Source organism: Amycolatopsis sp. lyj-346, from assembly GCF_046548975.1.
Taxonomy (GTDB): Bacteria; Actinomycetota; Actinomycetes; order Mycobacteriales; family Pseudonocardiaceae; genus Amycolatopsis.
Genome location: NZ_JAJPWT010000002.1, coordinates 1,081,724 through 1,102,217, shown reverse-complemented (window position 1 = coordinate 1,102,217; position 20,494 = coordinate 1,081,724). Strand labels below are relative to the sequence as shown.

Sequence of the window (20,494 nt, the reverse complement as noted above, 5' to 3'; positions counted from 1 at the left end):
GTGTCCGTAATCGAACCGTCGGGCTTCCGGCCCACCCTGGCCGACGTCGCGCGGGCGGCCGGGGTGTCGATCGCCACGGCTTCCCGGGTGCTGAACGGCTTCCCGCGGGTGAGCCCGGAACGCCGCAAGCAGGTGGAGTCGGCAATGCTGGCGCTGGGCTATGCCCGGCAGCGGGCCGCGAAGGCGGCCAGCGCGCGGCACACCGGCTCGATCGCCTTGGTGGTGTGCGAGGAAGTGCCGCGGTTGTTCACCGATCCCTACTTCCCGCGGATCGCCGCGGGGGTCGGCCGGGAACTCACCGCGGTGGGGGTGCAGCTGGTGCTGCTCACCGTGCCGGCCACCGACGACTACCAGTCGCCGGTGGTCCGGTACCTCGACGGCGGGCACGTCGACGGCGCACTCGTCGTCGGCATGCACGGCCGCCGCCCGCTCGACCTGGACTGGCTCGGCATCCCGGTGGTGTTCGGCGGGCGCCCGGTCCAGGCGGGCCGGACGGGCCGGCTGCCGTACGTGGACGCCGACAACCAGGGCGGGGCGCGGCTGGCGACCCAGCGGCTGCTCGACGGCGGCCGCCAGGTCGTGGCGACCGTCGCCGGGCCGCAGGACATGACCGCGGGCGTGGACCGGCTGCTCGGGTACCGGCAGGCGATGACGCGGGCCGGCCGGTACGACGAAAGCCTCGTGGTGTGCGGTGACTTCGGCCAGGGGTCCGGCGAGTACGCGACGTCGCGGCTGCTGAGCCGCCGTCCGGACGTCGACGGGATCTTCGCGGCCTCCGACATGATGGCGGTCGGGGCGTTGCGCGCGCTTCGCCGCGCGGGCCGCCGGGTGCCCGAGGACGTCGCCGTCGTCGGGTTCGACGACCTGCCGATCGGCTGCTGGACGGATCCGCCGCTCACCACCGTGCGCCAGCCGGTCGAGGAGATGGGTGCCCGGATGACCGCCGAGCTGCTGGCGATGATCGACGGTGCGGCTCCGAGCCGGTGCACCGTGCTCGACACCGAACTGGTGCCGCGCAAGTCTGCGTGAGTTGGCTGTCCACTCAGGACCGAGGAGGAATCAGTGCGCGTGTTCGTGGTGGTGGCCGCGATGCTGGTGACGGCGCTGGCCGGTGCGGCACCGGCGTCGGCGGCGCCGGTGCCCCTGGTGAGCGCGGCGTCGGAACGCTGCCTGACCGTGCGGGGCGGCACCGACGCGCCGGGCACGGCGCTGGAGATCCGGGACTGCGCGGGCCAGGCCGGGCAGGCGTACGAGTTCACCGCGGCGGGCGAGCTGCGCACGGTGAACGGCACGCGGTGCGTGGACGCTTCCGGCAACGGGACGGCGCCCGGGACCGCGGTCGTCATCTGGTCCTGCCACGGCGGGGCGAACCAGCAGTGGCGGCAGAACGCCGACGGGACGGTCCGCGGTGTCCAGTCGGGGCTGTGCCTGGACGTGACCGGTGCCGGCACGGCCAACGGCACCGCGGTCGTCCTGTGGACCTGTCACGGCCAGAGCAACCAGCAGTGGAGCGGGACGACCCCGCCGGACCCGTCCGGCACGGCGCCGTGCGACATCTACGCCTCCGGGGGCACGCCGTGCGTTGCCGCGCACAGCACCGTCCGGGCCCTGTACGGCACCTACGCGGGCAACCTCTACCAGGTCCGGCGCTCGTCCGACAACACGACCAGGAACGTGGGCCTCCGTGCGGCGGGCGGCACCGCCGACGCGGCCGCCCAGGACGCGTTCTGCGCGGGCACGTCCTGTGTCATCACGGTGGTCTACGACCAGTCCGGACGCGGGAACGACCTGTGGTACCAGGGATCGAGCGTCGTCCCCGGGTCCAGCCAGAGCAGCCCGGCGAAGGCGACGTCGGAGTCGCTCACGGTCGGCGGCGCGAAGGCGTACTCGCTGTTCATCAACCCCGGCAACAGCTACTGGCGGGACGGGCACCTGACCGGCGTGCCGACCGGCAGCGCGCCGGAGGGCATGTACATGGTGACGAGCGGGACGCACGTCAACAGCGGCTGCTGCTTCGACTACGGCAACAGCGAGACGACCAGGAAGGCCGACGCGGCCGGGGCGATGGACGCGATCAACTTCAGCACGCAGTGCTGGTTCGGCGGGTGCGCCGGCACCGGGCCGTGGGTGCAGGCCGATCTCGAGTGGGGGCTGTACCCGGGCGGCAGCCAGCAGTGGAACCCGAACCAGCGGGCGCTGCCGAGCAAGTTCGTCACGGCGATGCTGAAGAACAACGGCACGTCCCGGTTCGCGCTCAAGGGCAGCAACGCCCAGTCGGGCGGCCTCACGACGATGTGGGACGGCAGCCTCCCGAGCGGCTACAGCCCGATGAAGAAGCAGGGCGCGATCATCCTCGGCAGCGGGGGCGACTGCTGCAAGCCCGGCGGCGGGGCGAACCTGAGCGCGGGGACGTTCTACGAAGGGGCGATGGTCGCGGGCTACCCGTCGGACGCGACCGAGAACGCGGTCCAGGCGAACGTGGTCGCCGCCGGCTACCGCTGAGCCGCCGCAGCGCACCGAAGGGGGCTTCTCTCGCGCGTGACGCGAGGGAGGCCCCCTTTTTTGCTGACCTCGGCGGTCGCCGAACCGGTTCGCCTCCATTTGGCCGATTGTCGGTGAATTGCTTGCGGCGTACGTTCCTTGGTGGTCGAACCGGTTCGATGACCGGGATCGTCCTCCGCACGTCCACCGCCAAAGGAGTCGTCTGTGGACCTCTCGCGTCAGCGGCCCCGCGTCCGCCGTGGCCTGGCCGCCCTCCTGATCACCGGAGCACTGACCGGTGCCTCCGCCGTGGCCCTCACCGAGCCGGCCCGTGCCGCGGACGAGTCGATCTCGGTCGACTTCTCCGCCGCCGGCGGCTCACCCACGTACCGGGCGTCCGGGTGGATCTACGGCATGACCGAGAACGCGGCGGCACCGCCCGACCACTTCTTCCGGGACGTGAACTTCCAGGCGATGCGGGCCGGCGGCGCGCAGCTGGACAGCCCGGGCGGCTGGGTGTCGGGCCGGTACGACCGGCGGTGGAACGCCACCCGGGCCCAGCTGCTGCGCACCCAGGCGCTCGGTGGCCGGTTCGTCCTGCTGGTGCACGACCTGTGGGGCGCCGACGGCTACCCGATCTCCCGGTTCCCCGGCGACAACGGCAACTGGTCCGACTACGACGCCTTCCTCACCCGCCTCATCGGCGACGTGCGGGCCACCGGCGTCCCGGTGGAGTGGGACCTCTGGAACGAACCCAACATCACGCTGTTCTGGAACCGGCCGCAGAGCCAGTACTTCGCCCTGTGGCAGCGCACGTACCAGCGCATCCGGGCGGCGTTCCCGGCACAGCCGATCGTCGGCCCGAGCCTCGCCGGGGTCCCGTCCACCTCGACGAGCTGGTGGACGCAGTACCTCGACTTCGTCCGCGGCTCCGGCACGGTTCCGGACATCGTGAGCTGGCACTCCCTGCCGGGTGATCCGGTGGCGAACGTCGCCGCCGCCAACGCCTCGCTCGACGCGCGCGGCATTCCGCACCCGCGGCCCTACCAGATCAACGAGTACGGGGCGTCGAACGAGCAGAACCCCGGCGACGGCGCCTGGTACATCGCCCGGCTCGAGCGGGCCGGCGCCGATGGGCTGCGCGCCAACTGGGCCGGCGGCGGCAACCTGCACAACGACCTCGGCAACCTGCTCGTCCGCAACTCCGCGGGCCGGCACCTGCCCAAGGGCGAGTGGTGGGCCTACCGCTTCTACGCCTCGCAGACCGGGCAGGTCGTGGCCTCGAAGCCCAGCCCGGCTTACGACCCGTTCGCCACGAAGGCGGCCGGGGTGGCGAAGGTCCTGGTCGGCGGGGGCGGCACGACAGGGAACGTCGCGGTTTCCCTGCAGCGCCTGGACGCCACCGCGGGCGTCGTCCGGAACAACCAGGTGCGGGTCGTCGTCGAGCGGTTCCCGTACAACGGCGGTGCCGCGGTGCAGAGCCCGGTCACCATCCGGGACTCCGTGGCCACGGTCGCCGGCAACGCCGTGACCGTCGACCTCCCGCACACGACGGTCGACGACGCGTTCGGCATCACCCTGCTGCCCCCGTCGGACGGCGGCTTCCAGTCCGTCGCCGTCGCCCAGCACTCCCAGCAGTGCCTGGACAACACCGACCTGAGCACCGCGGACGGCAACCGGCAGCAGCAGGACTTCTGCGACGGCGGCGGCCAGCAGCAGTGGAACTTCCGCCCGGTGCCCGGGGTGGCGGGCACGTACACCGTCGTCAACCAGCAGAGCGGCAAGTGCCTCGAGGTGGCCGGTGCCTCGGCCGACGACGGCGCGGCCGTCCAGCAGCGGACCTGCACCGACGGCGCCACGAACCAGCAGTTCGCGCCGCGGCGGGTCACCTACGGCGGCAACGACGCCCACGACCACCAGCTCGTCGCCCGGCACAGCGGCAAGTGCGTCGACGTCAGCGGGGTGTCCACGGCCGCACGCGGCCCGGTGATCCAGTGGACGTGCCGGCCGGTCACCCAGAGCAGCCCGCTCAACCAGACCTGGCGGCTGTGGGGCCGGGGACCGGCCTGACGACGGCGGCCCGGCGCGGTCAGGCGCCGGGCCGGTTGCCGGTCGGGATCGTGATGGGCGTGCTCGTCGAGGACGTGCCCTTGTTGAGGAACAGCATGGCGAGCGCACGGACGAACTGGTCGAAGAGGAAGAAGCCCGCCGGGACGATGGGCAGCAGCCCTTCCCGGAAGGCGATGTAGGCGGGCCACCCGGTGCGGATCAGGGTGGCCGCCGCGTAGTCGCGCGGCAGGCCGAGCCAGTCGCCGACCTCGTTGCTGAGCACGTACCGCACGAATTCGTTCAGGAAGCCACGGGTGACGCCCAGGTCGATCTGCGCCGTCAGGCCCAGCAGGTCCTCGGCCAGTTCCTTGCCCTCGGGCGTCGGGGCGAGCAGCGGGGTGAGCACCCGGTCCGCCTGCGCGTCCGCTTCGGCCCACGTCTTGGGGATGAACTCGTCCCGCACGCCGAGCAGGTGGATGGCGACCTGCCACTGGTGCAGGAAGGCGTCCTCGTCCGCGGCCGACATCGGGACGTGCCAGTCGCGCAGCCTGCGGTGCACGAAGGTGCCGAGGCTGTGGAAGGTGACCAGGATGTCGCCGTTGCTGATCGGCACCCGCTCGTCGGCGACCGCCCGCCAGCGCGGCGACTGCGGCAGCAGGTGGCGCACCGCGGCGTGCACCAGGCGCGTCTTGTTGGCCGTGACCACGAACTGGCCGGAGGGTTCGAACGCGCCGGCTTCGCTCAGGTCGTAGCCGAAGGTGAACGTCTTGGCCGCGCGGTCCTGCATGTCGGCACCGCCCGCGGACCAGTAGACCGACCTGGCTTCGCGCGGGATGACCGTGCTCATGATGCCGCTGCCGAGGCCGTAGAGCACGAACAGGTAGGTGTCCTTCCGCCGGTTGAAGTCGGCGGCGCGGCGCAGCTTGGCGGCGTCGGCCCAGCCGGGCAGCCGGTTGACGCGCCCGAGCCAGGCGGTGAGGTCGGCGGGCAGGCCGGCCGGCAGCGGATCGTCGTTGTCCACCCACGACCGCAGAGCGGTGTTGACCGCGGGCACCCGGCCGCTGTCGACGAGCCCCGCCAGCAAGCGGTCGGCTTCGTCGTCCCAGACCCACCACGGGTCGGCCCCCGCCGTCGACGCCCAGGCGGGGACGACGCTCGCCGCGCCGGCCAGACCCAGCGCGACACCGAGCGAAAGAGCGTTTCTCCTGCTGAGATTGCTCATTTACTTACCTAGCTTCCTTGATAGGTAGTAGCCGGTCAGACTGAGTATGAGCGGTGCTTGAGAGGAGATTCCTCATTAACATAGAAGGTGGCTCGCGCGTCGGCAAGACCCGGCTGGCCTGTGGTTGACTGACACGCATGGCCCGATTCCCGCGCACCCGGCCCCGGCGGCGGCCCTGATGACCGCCGTACCGGCCGCGGCCGTCCGGCCCCGCAACCGACGGCAGCTCATCGTCGAAGCGGGCGCCGCGGTGTTCAGCGAGCGTGGCTACCACGCGGCGTCCATGGAGGAGATCGCGGCGCGCGTGGGCATCACCGCGGCCGCCCTGTACCGGCACTTCCCGAACAAGTACGCGTTGTTCGCCGAGTGCGCGAACGTCATGGCGGACCGGCTCGTCGCCGCGCTCGCCGACGTGCCACCGGACGCGGCGCTGGCGGAAATCTTCGCCGCCGTCACCCGGGTCACCGTCGCCCACCGGGAAACCGGTGGCGTGTACCGGTGGGAGGCCCGCTACCTCGAGCGCGACGACCGGCGGCTGCTCGCGGGCAAGTTCGCCCACGTCGTCGACCGCGTGGCGGAGGCGGTGCGGCGCGAGCACCCGGGGCCCGGCGAGCACCTGCGGGCCGTGGGGGCGCTGGGCGCCATCGGGTCCGTCACGACGCACCACAACTCGATCGCCCAGCGCCGGGTCGGGGAACTGCTGCAGGCGGCGGCCCGGCGGGTGGCCGCCACCGACCCCGCGGCGGTGCCCGCGCCCGCCGTCGAGGTACCCGCGCCGCCGGTGCCGCGGACGCGGCGTTCGGAGATCCTCGCGGCCGCCGTCCCGCTGTTCGAACGGGACGGCTTCGCCACCGTGACGAACGGCCGGATCGCCGAGGCGGTGGGGCTGGTCCCGTCCGCGCTCTACCGGTACTTCCCGGGCAAGGCCGACATCCTGGCGGCGGCGTGCCTGCAGGCCGCGGCCCTGCTGGCCCAAGCGGTCGACCACAACCTGCGCGGGACGACCGATCCGCACGCCGCCCTGCGCGCGCTGACGGCGACCTACGTGGCGTACAGCTTCGAGCACAGCGCCCTCAACAGCGTGGCCAACGCGGAAATCGCCGGCTTGCCGGATGGTCTGCGCCGCCCGTTGGTGGCGGCGCAGAGAGAGCACATCGCGGTGTGGGAGCAGCACTTGTGCCAGGCCCGCCCGGACCTGGACCCCCGCCAGGCCCGGGTGCTGGTGCACGCCGGTTTCGGCGTGGTCGTCGAGGCCGGCCGTCGGCTCCGGTGGGCGGACACCCCGGACCACCGGGCGGCGGTGGCGGCCTTGCTGGGCAGCGCGCTCGGCCTGTGACGCGGGGTCTCAGCCGCGGGGCAACGCCGGTTTGGTTTCACACCGCACTTGCGGCGAGGCGTCGGTCCCGGAGGCCACGCAGTCGACGACCCGGCCGGGCGCGGGAACGGGGTAGCTGAAGACGATCGGCGCACCGGCGTCCGCCCCGGCCGAGAACTTGACGACCGTGTGCTGCCGGTATCCGTTGCCGTGCAGGGTTTTGGAGTAGTACGTGGTGTGCGGCCCGATGGCGGTGCTCGTGCCGTCGCCGTCGTCGTCGAGTTCGTGCACGGTGAGCACGTAGTCCCCGGTGGTGTACTTGCCTTCGGTCCCGTGCCCGGCTTCCGCGGGGGTCGAGCTGGTGACCTCCGGCGAGACGGGATCCGCGGCGGTGGCGATCACGGTGGCCCCGACGGCGACCACGGCGACCCCGGCCACGGCCGCGGAGACGACGACTCGCTTGGCGGTGAACTTCACGGTCCCCTCCTCCCGCCTGACGATCAAGCTAGGGGAGGGAAGGGGCAGGCCACCTCGGCCGAAGGGGCGGTTCGGCGGCCGCGGCCTCGTCCTTTCGGCCGATGTCCGCCGGCGCCGGCCGGATCGCGGTGACCGGGCGGTCGATCGGCGTCAACCTGCGTGCGGGCGAGAGGGGGCCCACGGTGACCTGTACGTCCGCTGGTCGCGCGGCCCGGAGGTCGACCTGGCGGACGAGGCGTCGAGCCGCGACGGGCTGACGGGGATCGCGCTGCCGGGCCTGTCGGCGAACTCGCTGCGCCGCGAGCCGTGGTGGCACGACCGTCCGGTGCGGCTGTGGCTGGCGCGCCGGCTGTACGACTACGAGCACCTGCGCGAGCTGCGCGGCCCGGGCGTGCGGCCCTGGGTCCTGCGTGGCCGCGAGATCGCCCGCGGCCCGGACAACGAGCCGCTGGTCGTGGACGCGGAGCCGCTGGCGTGGGTGGCGGACGAAGTGCTGCAGGAGGCTCGGCGGCTGGTGGACGAGCAGGGATCCCGCGAGTGGGGACCGCTGGATCGCCGGACCCACCGCTGACACCCGCGGCGGTCCGTCCACATCGGTCGCGGGAATTAATAACACACTGCCCGGACAATGGCGGAATTCGCCCCGGCGGCTGCTGTCGGTAATTCTGCCGCCAGTGTGAACCGGGTCTTGTTTACTGCCCAGTAGGCCCTGCGAGCTGCATGAACGCGCTTGAACGGTGTGCAAGCAGCGATCATCGGAGCACAATCCGTGAGTCTCGGAAACAATTCACTCTCCGCGTTCCGAAACGCCGGTCCGCAGGGTTGACAAGGGTGGCGGGCCTGATGTCTTCTGCTGATCGGCTCGATCAACGCCACGTCTTCCTGGGGTTCTCCGTCCTGTCCGAGTTCGACATCGGCCGTGCGCGCGCGGCCGGGAATCGAGCGATTCCGCCATGCACGAAAGCAGATCCACGCGCCGCCGCCCGGCGGACGCCGCGTGGTGGCCGGCGCACTGGAGCGTCCGCACCAAGATCAGCGTCGTCCTGCTGCTGCCGGTCCTGGTCGCGGTGGTGCTCGCGGAAATCCGGATCCAGGGCGAACTCGACCGGGCGACCGCGCTCACCGCGGCCCGCGACCGGCTGCCGGTGCTGCGCGACACGATCGACCTGACCGCGTCCCTCGGCGCGGAAATGGTCGCCGCGGTCGCGGTACCGGCGGGCGCGCCGGACACGCTGACCGCGGCCGTCGACGCGAAGGTGGCCGCGGTCCAGCGCGACGCGGGCTTCGCGCCGCTGCCCGGTGACACCGGCCGGGCGCTGAACACCGCGCTGGGCAAGCTCGCCGGGATCCGCGCGGCCGGCGCCGGCGGCGGCGACGTCCGCACGAAAGCCGCCGGCTACAACGACATCATCGCCACCCTCGGCGACCTCGTGCCCGCCTTCGTCCCGGCCGACGCGGGCGCCGAAACCGCGGCCGGCGCGGAGAACGCCCGGCTGCTGGTGCACCTCCGGGGCGAGCTGGCCACCGAGGAGACGTACGCGCGGGCGGCGCAGCACAGCCCGGACGACGCTTCGCTGCGCCCGGCGGTCGTGCAGACCGCGGCCGAGCAGGAGGTGCTCGGCGAGCAGACCGGGCACCGGCTCGCGGGGGAGCTCCTGACCCGGTTCGAGGCCGCGACGAGCCCGGCCGAAGCCCGCCTCGACGCGCTGCAGCAGCCCGGCACGGCGCTGGCGTCGTTCGCCCCCTCGATCGCCGCCGAGACGACCGGCGTCACGGCCGTGCTGAACGACGTCACGGCGATGCTGGCGAGCGACGTCTCGGCGGCGGCCGACCGGGCACGGGCGGACTCGCTGCGCGACACGGCACTGGTGCTCGGTTCGCTGCTCGGCGCGCTCGCCATCGCGCTGCTGGTGGTGCGGTCGCTGGTCACGCCGGTGCGCCGGCTGCGCGCAGCCGCCCTGCGCGCGGCGAACGACCAGCTCCCGGCGACCGTCCGGCGGATCCGTGCGGGCCAGGACGTCGACTGGCGCGCGGTGCCCGGCAGCGGTGTCCGGACCGACGAGGAGATCGGGCAGCTGGCGCGGGCGTTCGACGACATGCACCGCCAGGCGGTCCGGCTCGCCGTCGAACAGGCCGAACTGCGCAAGCAGGTCAGCGAGATGTTCATGACGCTGTCGCGGCGGAGCCAGTCGCTGGTCGAGCAGCAGCTGTCGATCATCGAAGACCTGGAGGCGGAGGAGCGGAACCCCCGGCGGCTCGACGAGCTGTTCCGCATCGACCACATCGCGACCCGGCTGCGCCGCAACGGCGAGAACCTGCACGTCCTGGCGGGCGGGCGCCCGGTTCGCCACGGCCGCGAACCGGTGCCGGCGCGCGACCTGCTGCGCGCGGCGACGTCGGAGGTCAAGGACTACCGCCGGGTGGCGATGGGCAACGCACCGCGCGGTTCGGTCCAGCCCGAGGCGGCGGCGGACGTGGTGCACATCCTGGCGGAGCTGCTGGAGAACGCGACGCGCTTTTCGCCACCGGAGCACAAGGTGGCCCTGACGGCCGACCGCGGCGCCGACGGCGGCCTCCTCATCGAAGTCGTCGACCGGGGGCTGGGCATGACGACGGCCGAGCTGTCGACGGTGAACGACCGGCTGGCGGCGGCCGGGACGGTCGGCCCGGAGACGACTCGCCGGATGGGGCTGTTCGTGGTCGCCAGGCTCGCGGCGCTGCACGGGGTGACGGTGCGGCTGCGCGCGACCGGAACGGCGGCCCGCCACGCGGGGGTGACGGCCAGCGTCCACGTCCCGGGTGCACTGGTGATCGCCGACCTGGCCCGCCCGATCGGCGCGGGCCGGCCGGCGACGGCGAACCGCACCGGGCACCACCGGCCACCGGTGGTGCCGGCGCAGGCTTCGACGCCGATCTTCGAGCAGGTGGTGACGAGCTGGTTCACCGAGCCGTCGGCGAAGCCGGTGGTCCGCCGGAACGGAACGGCGGGGCCGGTGAAGTGGCCGTCCGCCGCCGAGACGCTCGCGGTGCCTGCCGAGCGGGTCGCTCGTGCGGATCCGGCGGGTGAGGCTTCCGGAACGTTCGCGGTGCCTGCCGAACGAGTCACCCGCGCGGATCCCGTGAGCGAGACTTCCGGTGCGCACCGGGCGATCCCGGCGGAAGCCACCCCGGCCGGGCACTCCGGAGCAGCCGAGCCGCCCGCCGCCGATTCCCCGCCGGCCGCCACCTCGTCACCCACCACCCCGCCGGAGCAGCTCCCCGTCGGTGACTGGGACACCCCGGCCGACCGCACACGGCAAACCGCGGAAAGCGCTCTCAAGCCCGCCTCCGCCCAGCGGCTCACCGACGCCGGGCTGCCCACGCGGCGGCCCGGTGCCCAGCTCGCCCCCGGGGCCGTGGCGCCCCGGGGGCGCGAACAGACCGGCGGGTCCTTCCGGGACGCCGCCGCCGTGCGCAGCAGTCTCTCCCGGCACTACCAGGGCATGCGCGCGGCCCGGCTGGAGACCGCGGCGCGCACCGATCAATCCGGAAAGGACGAAGTGGATCCGCGATGACGGAACTGCACCCCCGACGCTCCGCCACCCAGCAGGCGGCCCGGTCCCGCGGCGGGACGCTGCCCGCGCCGCCTGAACGGTCCGCGACGCTGAACTGGCTGGTCAACGGGTTCGTCCAGGACGTTTCGGGTGTCGCGCACGCCGTGCTCGTCTCCGCCGACGGGCTGCTCGTCGCCGCCGACGAGGCACTGCCCCGGGAACGCGGCGACCAGCTCGCGGCCATCGCGGCCGGTCTGTCCAGCCTGTCGCTGGGCACCGCCGAGCTGTTCACCGCCGGCCGGGTCGTGCAGTCGGTGATCGAGATGGAGCAGGGTTTCCTGCTGCTGATGAGCGTCGGCGACGGCTCGAACCTCGTCGTGCTCGCCTCGACCGGCTGCGACATCGGGCTGGTCGGCTACGAGATGACGATGCTGGTCGAGCGGGTGGGGCAGAAGGTCGACGTACCCGCGCGCGAGATACCGGTGGCCCAGGACCGCCGGTGATCGAAGATCCGCCGTCCGGGGACGAGCCGCGCCGCAGCCCGGCACTCGCCCGCCCCTACGCGTGGACGGAAGGCCGGACGGCGCCGTCGGTCGAGATCGCCGTCGAGGCGCTGGTCGAGACCACTGCCGACGGCCGGGCCGAAGCCGTCTACCAGCCGTCGAGCGCTTTGGCGGAGGTGCTCGAGCTGTGTGTCCGGCCGCGGTCGGTGCTGGAGATCGCCGCGCTGCTGGCCCTGCCGCTCGGCGTGGTCCGCGTGCTCGTGTCGGACCTGCTGCCGGACAACCTGGTGATCGTCCGCGACACGCTGTCGGACACCGCCGGCTGGGACGAGCGCCACGACCTGATGGAACGCGTGCTGCACGGGCTGCGCGACCTGTAGAGAGGACTTCGCCATGGAGCATTTCGCGCTGGGGCACTGGCTGCTCGTGCTCGCGTACCTGACGTCGGTGGTCGGCTGCGCGGTCGGGCTGGCGTGCGCGGTGCGGGCCCGCCACGCGGCCGATCCCCGCCACCGCGTGCGGTGGCTGGTGCTGGCGGCCGTCTCGATCGGCGGCGTCGGCATCTGGCTGATGCACTTCGTGGCGATGCTCGGCTTCAGCACGCCGGGCATGCCGGTCCGCTACGACATCTTCCGCACGGTCCTGTCGGCGATCCTCTCGGTGACGGCGGTGTTCGCGGGACTCGTGGTGGTGGGCGGCCGCGCGAAGTTCGGCTGGTGGCGCCTCGCCGCCGGCGGCCTCATCACCGGCCTGGCGGTGAACGTCATGCACTACACGGGAATGTCGGCGTTGCGGGTGAAGGGCGGCTTCGGCCACGACGGCGGCCTGGTGGCCCTCTCGGTGGTGATCGCGGTGGTGGCGGCGACGGCGGCGCTGTGGTTCGCGGTCTTCCTCGACCGCCTCTCGTTGCGGCTGCTGGCGGGCTTCGTGATGGGCGCGGCGGTGACGGGCATGCACTACACGGGCATGGCGGCGGTCCGGATGACCGTGGACCCGAACGCCCCGGACCCGGCGGGCGCGGAGGTGTTCTCCTTCCTGTTCCCGGTGTTCGTGCTGGCCGCGATCGCGATGGCGGTGCCGCTGTGCGCGGTACTGGTGGCACCGGCGGTCGCGCCGGAGGCCACCGAGCCCGAGCCGGCCGCGGGCGACGCCGTCCCGGTGTGAGCCGGCCCGCGGGGTACGTCCCCGCGGGCCGGCTTTCTCACCTCCCTACAGGCTGCACAGCAGCGAACAGGCCTTCGCCGACGACCAGTCCGTTGTGGATGGTGGCGTCCCCGGCGGGACGTTCACCGGCAGGTAGCTCACCTTCGCCTTGTTGGTGATCGGGAACAGGTTCAGCAGCGCGTACGTCGCGCAGTGCACCTGCTTCGACTGGCCCGCCGCCAGGGTGAACGGACCCGTCTGGCACGACGGCTCCACGGGGTCCACGACCTGTGCGGACGTGATGCCCACCGGACCTTCGTTCGTCACCGTGATCCGCCAGTACGCCGACGCGGCGAGCACGCCGAGCAGGCCGACCGGGGCCTGCTTCGCCCACGGCCCGGCGCCGCCCGGACCGCACTGGGACGGGTGGACCGCCGTGCAGATCTCCTTCTGCACGGTCACCTTCGGGGTGCACGACGCGCCCGGGGCCACCGGGAGCGTCACCGTGTTGGACGTGAACGAACCCGTCGAGTCCGTGCCCGTCGCCGTGTTCGCCACCGACGTCACCGCGCAGTCCGCCGAAATCGTCGTGCGGAAGCACAACTGTGGTGCGTCACCCGCGAAGTCGACCACCAGCGAACCGCTGAAGCCGGCCGCATTGTGGAGCACCAGCGTCGTCGTCACGGTGATCGACGGGTGCGCCGCCACCGAGACGCCGGTCAGGTCGACCGAGCCGTCCGGGGCGAAGCCCGGAGTCGGCACCACGGCGCCGTCCTGATCGACGACCGTCACCCGCGAGGCCGCGAAGTCGACGTTCGCCGGATCGACGCCGGTCAGCCGCGCCGCCGTGTAGCCCTGGACGTGACTTCCGCCGTCGCAGTAGAAGTCACCCGGACGCAGGGTCACCTGCCCGCCGGAGCGGACGCACGGGGTGGCGCCGGTGACCGGGTCCATCGAGAACAGCACACCCGCGTCGCCCAGGCCGATCAGGCAACCCGACGGCGGGTCGAACGTGTAGCCGTAGTCCCGCGTGGCGCCGCCGTTGACCGACGGGTGCGTGATCTGGGCGGGCAACCCCGCGCACGCCGCTCCCGTCGTCCAGTCGTGGCACAGCGCCGCACCCGCGATACCCCCGTTCCAGACCGGGAGGTAACTGCGCACGTGGCCGCCCGGATCGGTGACGACCTCCGGGTTGAAGACGTAGACCCCGGCCGTCAGCGCGGCCGCACCCGGCGGGGCCGGCAGCGCCGACCCGTCGAGCGCGAAGCACGTCGTGACGTTGGTGCCACCGGTCGTCGACGAGCACACGCCCACCGGGGCGCCGGCCGTGCTGAACGCCGTGTAGGCGTTGTAGGTGTAGTTGCCCGCCGGTCCCGTCGGCCGCCAGGAAGCCCAGCCGGCGCACGCCGTCCCCGTCGCCGGGTCGAAACAGCCCAGCGACGGCTGTTGCCCGGTGTGGGGGTCCGACGACGACGCGAACACCTTCCCCGCCACCACGTCCAGCGCGCCGTAGACGTACGGGTTCACGCTGATGGGCGGCGCGATCGGCGCGTACGGCTGGCCGCCGCAGGCGCTCTGGGTCGCGATGGTCCAGCAGACCACCGCGCCGCTGCTGACCAGGCCGTACAGGTTGCCGCCGGTTTCCACGAACCCGGTGAGGCCGCGCACCGGCGGCGATCCGCCGACGGCGGCGAGCGACCAGTACCCGCAGTTGGCCGCGGCGGCCATGTCGAGGCAGCCGACGCCGACGGACGCGGCCGTGACGGCGGGGTAGTAGACCTTCGCGGGCGCGGCGGGATCCCGCACGTACTGCTCGACCATCGTGCTCGCGATGTCCCCGGCCCCCAGCGTGCCGAGCGGGCCGGGCGCGGTGTTGAGCACCTTCGGCCACGTGCCGCCTCCGCAGCGCGTCCCGGTGGCGAGATCGGTGCAGACCACCTTCGGCTCGGTGGTCCCCAGGTGGTGGAAGATGTTCCAGGCCTGCAACGCGCCGCTCGGCGTGCGGTACAGGATCGGCGTGAAGCCGTCGCCGCCGGTGGCGGTGGTGACCGCCTGCACGGGCGGGGTGAGGGCGCCGGTCAGCTGCGTCGCGTCGGGGCCGGCGGTGGGGTTCGTCGCGCGGACCGCGGTGACGCCGGACGCCGGCTCGGTGCCGGTGAACGTGCCGCCGCCGGTGGACCATTCCGGCGTCCAGCCGGGTGGGACGTGCAGCGAACCGGATTGGAAGGCCTGCCCGGCGCCGACGGCGTCGGTGATGGTGGCGGTTCCGGTCGTGGTCGCGTGGTTTTCGTAGCCGACGACCCAGTTCGCGGTCGCGCCGTGCGCGGCGGGCGAACCGGTGCCCTGCACGGACTTCGTCAGCGCCGAGACCGCCGCGGCGGTCTCGGCGGCCGCGGGCAGCGGGACGGCGGTGGCCGCCGTGAGCACCAGTGGCAGGAGTGCCCCCAGCATGCGTCTTCGCATGGTCGATCCTCGATTCTTCACCGGGTCGGAATGCGTCAGGAAACGTTTTCCTGGCCGAGGGAAAATCCTATGCCGCACCGGCAGTGTGGTTGAAGAACTCTCACCCTGGCGCCGAAAAGGCGATGCGAACAGCGCAGTTGCTGGGCCGCCTGCCGTGTTGGACACCTGCCGTGACGAGCGGATTCAGCGGTGGACGTCGCCCGAATGCCGCCCCTGTTCACTCGTTCGGGTAACGAGGTCAGGCTAAGAACCCGCGTTTTCCGAATGTGGTGAAGAATTATTCACCGGAAGCCGGTGCGGTGATATTGCCGAAAGCGGCGGGCGGGAGCCGGCGGCGGTCCTTCCGCTGTCGGCGAATCCGCCTGGCCAGGCGACGGTCCCCGTGCTTGTGTGTGCGGATGGAGATCTTGGTGCTCGGCGGAACGGCGTGGGTGGCCCGGGAGCTGTCGCGGCAGGCGATCGAACGCGGCCACCGGGTGACCTGCCTCGCGCGGGGCGAGAGCGGAGAAGTCGCGGACGGAGCGACGCTGGTTGCCGCCGACCGGCGCGCTCCGTCGGCGTACGAACCCCTGCTCGACCGGAGCTGGGACGCGGTCGTCGAGGTGTCGTGGCAGCCGGGTTTCGTCCGTGGCGCCCTCGACGCGCTGGGCGGCAAGGCCGGGCACTGGGTGTATGTCTCGTCCGGCAACGCCTACGCCTCCCACGCCACGCCGGGGGCCGACGAGTCCGCGGCCCTGCTCGCCCCCACCGACCGCGGCGAGGTCGACCGCGATCTGTACGGCGAGGCGAAGGTCGCCTGCGAGCAGGCCTCGGCGGACGCGGTGGGCGACCGGCTCCTCATTGCGCGAGCCGGGCTCATCGGCGGCCCCGGCGATCACACCGGGCGCTCCGGCTACTGGGTCGCCCGCGCGGCCCGCGATCCGCGCGGGCCGATGCTGGTCCCCGGCACGCCGGACGTGCCCACCCAGGTGGTCGACGTGCGGGACCTCGCCTCCTGGCTGCTCGGCGCCGCGGAGACCGGCACCACCGGCACGTACAACGCGGTCGGCCCGGTCGTTCCGTTCGGGGAGTGGATCGAGCTGTCCCGCGCCGCCGGTGGGCACACCGGTCCGGTGGTCGCCGCCGGACCGGCGTGGCTGCTCGCCCACGGCGTGGCCCAGTACATGGGGCCCGAATCGCTGCCGATGTGGCTGGTCGAGCCGGGCTGGGAAGGGTGGTCGGCCCGGGACGGGTCGGCGGCGCGTGCCGCGGGGCTGCGGCACCGGCCCCGGACGGAAGTGCTGGCCGACACGCTGCGCTGGGAACGCGAGCAGGGGCTGGACCGGGACCGGCGCGCGGGCCTCAGCCCGCACCGCGAGCGCGAGCTGCTCGCCGCCCTCGGCTGAAGGGCTCACGAGCGCCGAACGGGGGTAATCGGCACGCGACGGCCGCGCGTGGGAAACCCGCGTCAGCCGACCCAGCCGCGGTAGGCGGCCGGGTCCACGTTGCCGCCGCACACGACGGTCACCACGTGCCGGCCGGCGAAGCGGTCGCGGTCTTCGAGGATCGCCGCGATGCCCAGCGCGGCGGATGGCTCGACGACCAGGCCGGCGTGGTCGAGGAGCAGCCGCATCCCGGCGATGATCGACGCCTCGGCGACCAGGACGGCGTCGTCCGCGACGACGAGGAGATCGGCCAGTACCTCCGGGATCGGCCGCCGCCCGGCGACGCCGTCGGCGATCGTGTTCGTCGGGCCGGTGGTGACGACCCGCCGCTCGTGCCAGGAACGCGTCATCGCCGGGGCGCCCGCCGGCTGCACGCAGAGCACTTCGGTGCCGGGCGCACCGGACCGCACGACGTACCCCACGCCGGTCGCGAGAGCCCCGCCGCCGAGAGCGATCAGGACGGCGTCGAACGACGGCGCGGCGTCCACCAGCTCCAGCCCGATGGTCGCCGCACCCTCGCACGTTTCGAGGTCCAGGCTGTCTTCGACCAGCCGGATGCCGTCGCGCCGGGCGATGGCCGCGGCGCGCTCGCGAGCCACTTCGTGGTCGCCGTCCACCAGTTCCAGCCGGGCACCCAGCGCGCGGATGCGTTCGAGCTTGGCCGTCGTCGCGTGCCGCGACGCGACGACGGTGACGTCGAGGCCCCGGCCGCGCCCGGACCACGCGAGGGCTTGGCCGAGGTTGCCCGCGCTGGCGCACACCACCGCCCCCGAGCCGAGGCGGCTCGCGACCACTTCGGTGCCGCGGCCCTTGAAGCTGCGCACCGGGTTCGCCGTCTCGAGCTTGATGCTCACCGAACACCCGAGCACGGGTTCCAGCGCCTCGCAGCGGTACAGCGGCGTGTCCAGGAAGACCGGGTCGATCACCTGGCGGGCCGCCCGGATCCGGGCGAGGTCGAGGCGCGTCTCCGGCACCGCCGCAGCCTAGCGGCGCCCGGCCTGCGGGCTGGAACGGTTTACGAGGCTGCCCGGCGGGATCTGCCGTCCGCCCCAGGGGGTGGTGGCCGAGCCGGGGGAGTGGTGGGGCCGTGCCGTCTTGGGGGGAGGGGAAGGCACGGCCCCACCACGTTCTGCCGGGCGACGCGAGGTGGCGCCGCCGCGCGCCCGGCTGGTCCGAACCGGCCTACCGCGGCCGGGGTTCCGCCGCCTGGACTGTCCAGGGCGGGTTGCCGCACTGCGGTCGCCAGGTGCCGACGTGCACCCATTGGCGGCCCCACGCGTGGGACATGAGGACCGTCGGGCGGCGGCACCGGGGGCAGGTCTGTGGCACCGAATCGATGGACACCTCGTCCTCCTCCACACCGTGACTGGTCGCGGGAAAGAGGATCGTCCGGACCGGACCGGAGCGGACCGGGGAAACTACCCGGATGGCTACGCGGGTTGCTCCGGCTGGCCCGCCAGCCACGAAGCCACCTGGGTGCGGGAGGTGAGGCCGAGCTTCACCAGGATGTTCTCGACGTGCCCTTCCACGGTCCGTCCGCTGAGGACGAGGGCGGCCGCGATCTCCTTGTTGCTCATCCCGCGCGCCACCAGCCCGGCGATCTCCCGCTGCCGCCGGGTCAGCCCGCCGGGGTCGGCCGCCGGGCCCGCCACCGGCGTGGCGGGCCGCTCCCGCAGCGCGTACCGGACGACCTCGTCGAGGCCGGAGCCGGCCGCGTCGGCGAACGCCGCGTCGAAGGCGTCGTCCCCGAGTGCCTTGCGGGCCAAAGCCGCACATTGCTCGTCGATGCCCTGGTAGGGGCTCATTTCGCCGACACGGGCGCCGCTGAGCCGCCAGACCGCGCCGGCGCCGCCGAGCAGCCGGGCCACCCGGTCGTGCTCGCCCTCGGCGGAGTGGCACCACGCGAGCGCCTCGACCAGGAACGCGAGCAGGGTGCGATCGGGCAGCCGCAGGGCGACGGCCTCGTGCAGCAGGTCCGCGGCCTGCCGCGGCTGGTCCGCGCGCCAGCGGTGGATCGCGACGGCCCACAACGCGTAGCCCCGTGACCAGCGCGCCTCGTACCGGTCGGTGAGGGCGAGTGCCTCCTCCGCGGCCGCCGCGCCACGCGGATCGCCGAGGAAGAAGCGCGCGGCGGCCAGCAGGATCAGGGTGTCGAACACCAGCAGCGCGTCGCCGGCCGTGCGGTACCCGGCCAGCGCCCGCTCCAGCAGTTCCTCACCGCCGGTCAGGTCGCCGGTGAAGAACGTGGCCATGCCGGCGCACTCCGCGTGGCCGGCCCGGAGGCGTTCGTCGTCGAACTCCTCGGCGAGCTCGGTCAGCTCCGCCAGCAGGTCCGCGTGCGGTGCGCCGGTCTGGATCGCGAGGAACGCCATCGCGTACAACGCCCTGGCCCGGACCAGGGTGTGCTCGCCGCACTGCTCGAGGCCGCGCCGCAGGTACCCGCAGCCCTCCGGCACCAGGCCGCCGCCGAACCAGAAGTTCCACAGCGAAGCGGCGATGTCCAGCGCCTGGCTCGCCTGGCCGGGACCGGACAGGCAGTGTTCCAGCACGGCCCGGAGGTTGGCGTGCTCGCGGCGGAGCCGGCCGAGCCACTCCGACTGCCGGGGGCCGAACCCCTCGGCCCGGTAGCGCCGCGCGAGGTCCGCGTAGTACCCGGCCAGCCGGGCCCGCACGCCGGCCTCGTCGCCCTCGGCCAGCCGGGCGCCGCCGTACTCGCGGACGGTCTCCAGCATGCGGTACCAGGCGTGCCGCCCGAAGGTGCCGTTCTGCCGGCGGACGATCGATTTGTCCACCAGTCCCGTCACGACGTCCAGCGTGCTGCCGCCGCCGTTCGCCGCGGGCGCGCAGACGTGCTCGGCGGCGTCGAGGTCGAATCCGCCGGGGAACACCGACGCCTGTGCCCACAGCCGCTGTTCCGCGGGAGTGCACAGCGCGAAACTCCAGTCGATCGCCGCTTCCAGGGTCCGGCGGCGGGGCTGCACGGCGGCCGGTCGCGCGGTGAGCAGGCCGAGCCGGTCGTCGAGCCGCTCGAGAACCTGTTCGGCCGACAGCACGCGCACGCGGACGGCGGCCAGCTCGATGGCCAGCGGGATGCCCTCCAGCCGACGGCAGATCCGGCTCACCGTCGCCCGGTTGTCCGGGGTGAGCGCGAAGCCGGGCGAGACGGCCGCCGCGCGATCGGCGAACAGCGTCACCGCTTCGACCGGGCCGCCGGTGTCGCCGGCCCGGGGGACCGGCAGCGGCTCGACGTGCAGGAGGTGCTCGCCCTCCACGTGCAGCGTGTGCCGGCTGGTGGCCAGTACCCGGAGCCCGCCGGAGCCCGCGAGCAGTTTCGCGACCAGCGTCGCGCACTCGTCCGCGACGTGCTCGCAGTTGTCCAGCACGAGGAGCAGCTGCTTGTCTTCGAGGTACTCGGCGAGCCCGGCCGCCTGGTCGCTGGTGCCACGCAGGCCGAACGCCGTCGCCACGGTGTTCGGCACCAGGTGCGGATCACCCACGTCGGCCAGCTCGACCAGCCACACGCCGTCCGGGAACGCCCGCCGCACATCGGCGGCGGTCCGCAGCGCCAGCCGCGTCTTGCCGACGCCGCCGGAGCCGGTCAGCGTGACCAGCCGCGCCGCGGACAGCAGGCGTTTCGCTTCCCCGAGCTCGTGGCGCCGTCCGACGAAGCTGGTCAGCTCGGCCGGCAGGTTGCCGGCGCTTCGGCGGGATCGGGCACCCATGCGGAGAGTGTAGGACCGGATCCGGATGCCTCAAGTCGAACCGAAGGACCCGTGCCCGGCCCGTGTCGTCCCTCCGATCACGAGTGTCGTCCCTCTGATCACGCGTGATGGCTCCCTGATCACGCGAGATGTCCTTCCCGTCCACCGGCTCGCCGGGCCGGA

General features: G+C 73.3%; 15 protein-coding genes. 10 read left to right on the top strand and 5 right to left on the bottom strand.

The annotated features are described in order from the left end of the window. The 3 genes from ACLJQE_RS11445 (at nucleotide 1) to ACLJQE_RS11435 (ending at nucleotide 4,551) form a co-directional block, all read left to right on the top strand. A complete protein-coding gene (locus ACLJQE_RS11445; protein ID WP_410639125.1) occupies nucleotides 1-1,029 on the top strand; it encodes a LacI family DNA-binding transcriptional regulator in 1,029 nt (342 codons plus the stop codon). A 33-nt stretch (nucleotides 1,030-1,062) separates the two neighbouring features. Beyond that, complete coding sequence (locus tag ACLJQE_RS11440) at nucleotides 1,063-2,502, top strand: arabinofuranosidase catalytic domain-containing protein (RefSeq protein ID WP_410639124.1); 1,440 nt, start codon at nucleotides 1,063-1,065, stop codon at nucleotides 2,500-2,502. A gap of 204 nt (nucleotides 2,503-2,706) precedes the next feature. Then, nucleotides 2,707-4,551, top strand: a complete 1,845-nt coding sequence (locus tag ACLJQE_RS11435) for an RICIN domain-containing protein (RefSeq protein ID WP_410639123.1) — start codon at nucleotides 2,707-2,709, stop codon at nucleotides 4,549-4,551. A 19-nt stretch (nucleotides 4,552-4,570) separates the two neighbouring features. Here the strand turns inward: ACLJQE_RS11435 and ACLJQE_RS11430 are convergent, their stop codons facing one another. Beyond that, the gene (locus ACLJQE_RS11430) at nucleotides 4,571-5,752 is read right to left on the bottom strand and encodes an oxygenase MpaB family protein (RefSeq protein WP_410639122.1); all 1,182 of its coding nucleotides are present in this window, start codon (nucleotides 5,750-5,752) and stop codon (nucleotides 4,571-4,573) included. 178 nt (nucleotides 5,753-5,930) lie between these two features. Between ACLJQE_RS11430 and ACLJQE_RS11425 the strand changes: the two genes are divergently transcribed. Next, nucleotides 5,931-7,088 (top strand): TetR/AcrR family transcriptional regulator, encoded by a 1,158-nt coding sequence (locus ACLJQE_RS11425; protein WP_410639121.1) that lies wholly within the window; start codon nucleotides 5,931-5,933, stop codon nucleotides 7,086-7,088. A gap of 9 nt (nucleotides 7,089-7,097) precedes the next feature. Here ACLJQE_RS11425 and ACLJQE_RS11420 read toward each other — a convergent pair whose 3' ends face one another. Continuing rightward, complete coding sequence (locus ACLJQE_RS11420) at nucleotides 7,098-7,544, bottom strand: hypothetical protein (protein WP_410639120.1); 447 nt, start codon at nucleotides 7,542-7,544, stop codon at nucleotides 7,098-7,100. Between ACLJQE_RS11420 and ACLJQE_RS11415 the strand changes: the two genes are divergently transcribed. The 5 genes from ACLJQE_RS11415 (at nucleotide 7,534) to ACLJQE_RS11395 (ending at nucleotide 12,744) form a co-directional block, all read left to right on the top strand. Further along, nucleotides 7,534-8,115: a DUF6098 family protein gene (locus ACLJQE_RS11415; protein ID WP_410639119.1), complete on the top strand. Its 582-nt coding sequence runs from the start codon at nucleotides 7,534-7,536 to the stop codon at nucleotides 8,113-8,115. The genes ACLJQE_RS11420 and ACLJQE_RS11415 overlap by 11 nt on opposite strands. 382 nt (nucleotides 8,116-8,497) lie before the next feature. Next, entirely contained in the window at nucleotides 8,498-11,098 is a 2,601-nt protein-coding gene (locus tag ACLJQE_RS11410) for a sensor histidine kinase (protein WP_410639118.1), read from the top strand. Then, nucleotides 11,095-11,580 carry a roadblock/LC7 domain-containing protein gene (locus tag ACLJQE_RS11405; protein ID WP_410639117.1) on the top strand — a complete coding sequence of 162 codons (486 nt, stop codon included), beginning with the start codon at nucleotides 11,095-11,097 and terminating at the stop codon, nucleotides 11,578-11,580. Before ACLJQE_RS11410 ends, ACLJQE_RS11405 begins: the two co-directional genes overlap by 4 nt. Further along, nucleotides 11,577-11,960: a DUF742 domain-containing protein gene (locus ACLJQE_RS11400; RefSeq protein WP_410639116.1), complete on the top strand. Its 384-nt coding sequence runs from the start codon at nucleotides 11,577-11,579 to the stop codon at nucleotides 11,958-11,960. The genes ACLJQE_RS11405 and ACLJQE_RS11400 overlap by 4 nt, the downstream gene beginning before the upstream one ends. A 13-nt stretch (nucleotides 11,961-11,973) precedes the next feature. Beyond that, nucleotides 11,974-12,744: an MHYT domain-containing protein gene (locus ACLJQE_RS11395; protein WP_410639115.1), complete on the top strand. Its 771-nt coding sequence runs from the start codon at nucleotides 11,974-11,976 to the stop codon at nucleotides 12,742-12,744. 45 nt (nucleotides 12,745-12,789) lie between these two features. On the opposite strand, the gene ACLJQE_RS11390 is transcribed toward ACLJQE_RS11395, so the two are convergent. After that, complete coding sequence (locus tag ACLJQE_RS11390) at nucleotides 12,790-15,186, bottom strand: hypothetical protein (RefSeq protein WP_410639114.1); 2,397 nt, start codon at nucleotides 15,184-15,186, stop codon at nucleotides 12,790-12,792. Nucleotides 15,187-15,584: 398 nt separating this feature from the next. Between ACLJQE_RS11390 and ACLJQE_RS11385 the strand changes: the two genes are divergently transcribed. Then, the gene (locus ACLJQE_RS11385) at nucleotides 15,585-16,571 is read left to right on the top strand and encodes an epimerase (protein WP_410639113.1); all 987 of its coding nucleotides are present in this window, start codon (nucleotides 15,585-15,587) and stop codon (nucleotides 16,569-16,571) included. Between the two features lie 62 nt (nucleotides 16,572-16,633). On the opposite strand, the gene ACLJQE_RS11380 is transcribed toward ACLJQE_RS11385, so the two are convergent. Both ACLJQE_RS11380 and ACLJQE_RS11375 read right to left on the bottom strand, forming a co-directional pair. After that, nucleotides 16,634-17,584 carry a threonine/serine dehydratase gene (locus ACLJQE_RS11380; RefSeq protein WP_410639112.1) on the bottom strand — a complete coding sequence of 317 codons (951 nt, stop codon included), beginning with the start codon at nucleotides 17,582-17,584 and terminating at the stop codon, nucleotides 16,634-16,636. A gap of 456 nt (nucleotides 17,585-18,040) precedes the next feature. Continuing rightward, nucleotides 18,041-20,332: an ATP-binding protein gene (locus tag ACLJQE_RS11375; RefSeq protein WP_410639111.1), complete on the bottom strand. Its 2,292-nt coding sequence runs from the start codon at nucleotides 20,330-20,332 to the stop codon at nucleotides 18,041-18,043. Nucleotides 20,333-20,494: the final 162 nt, after the last annotated feature.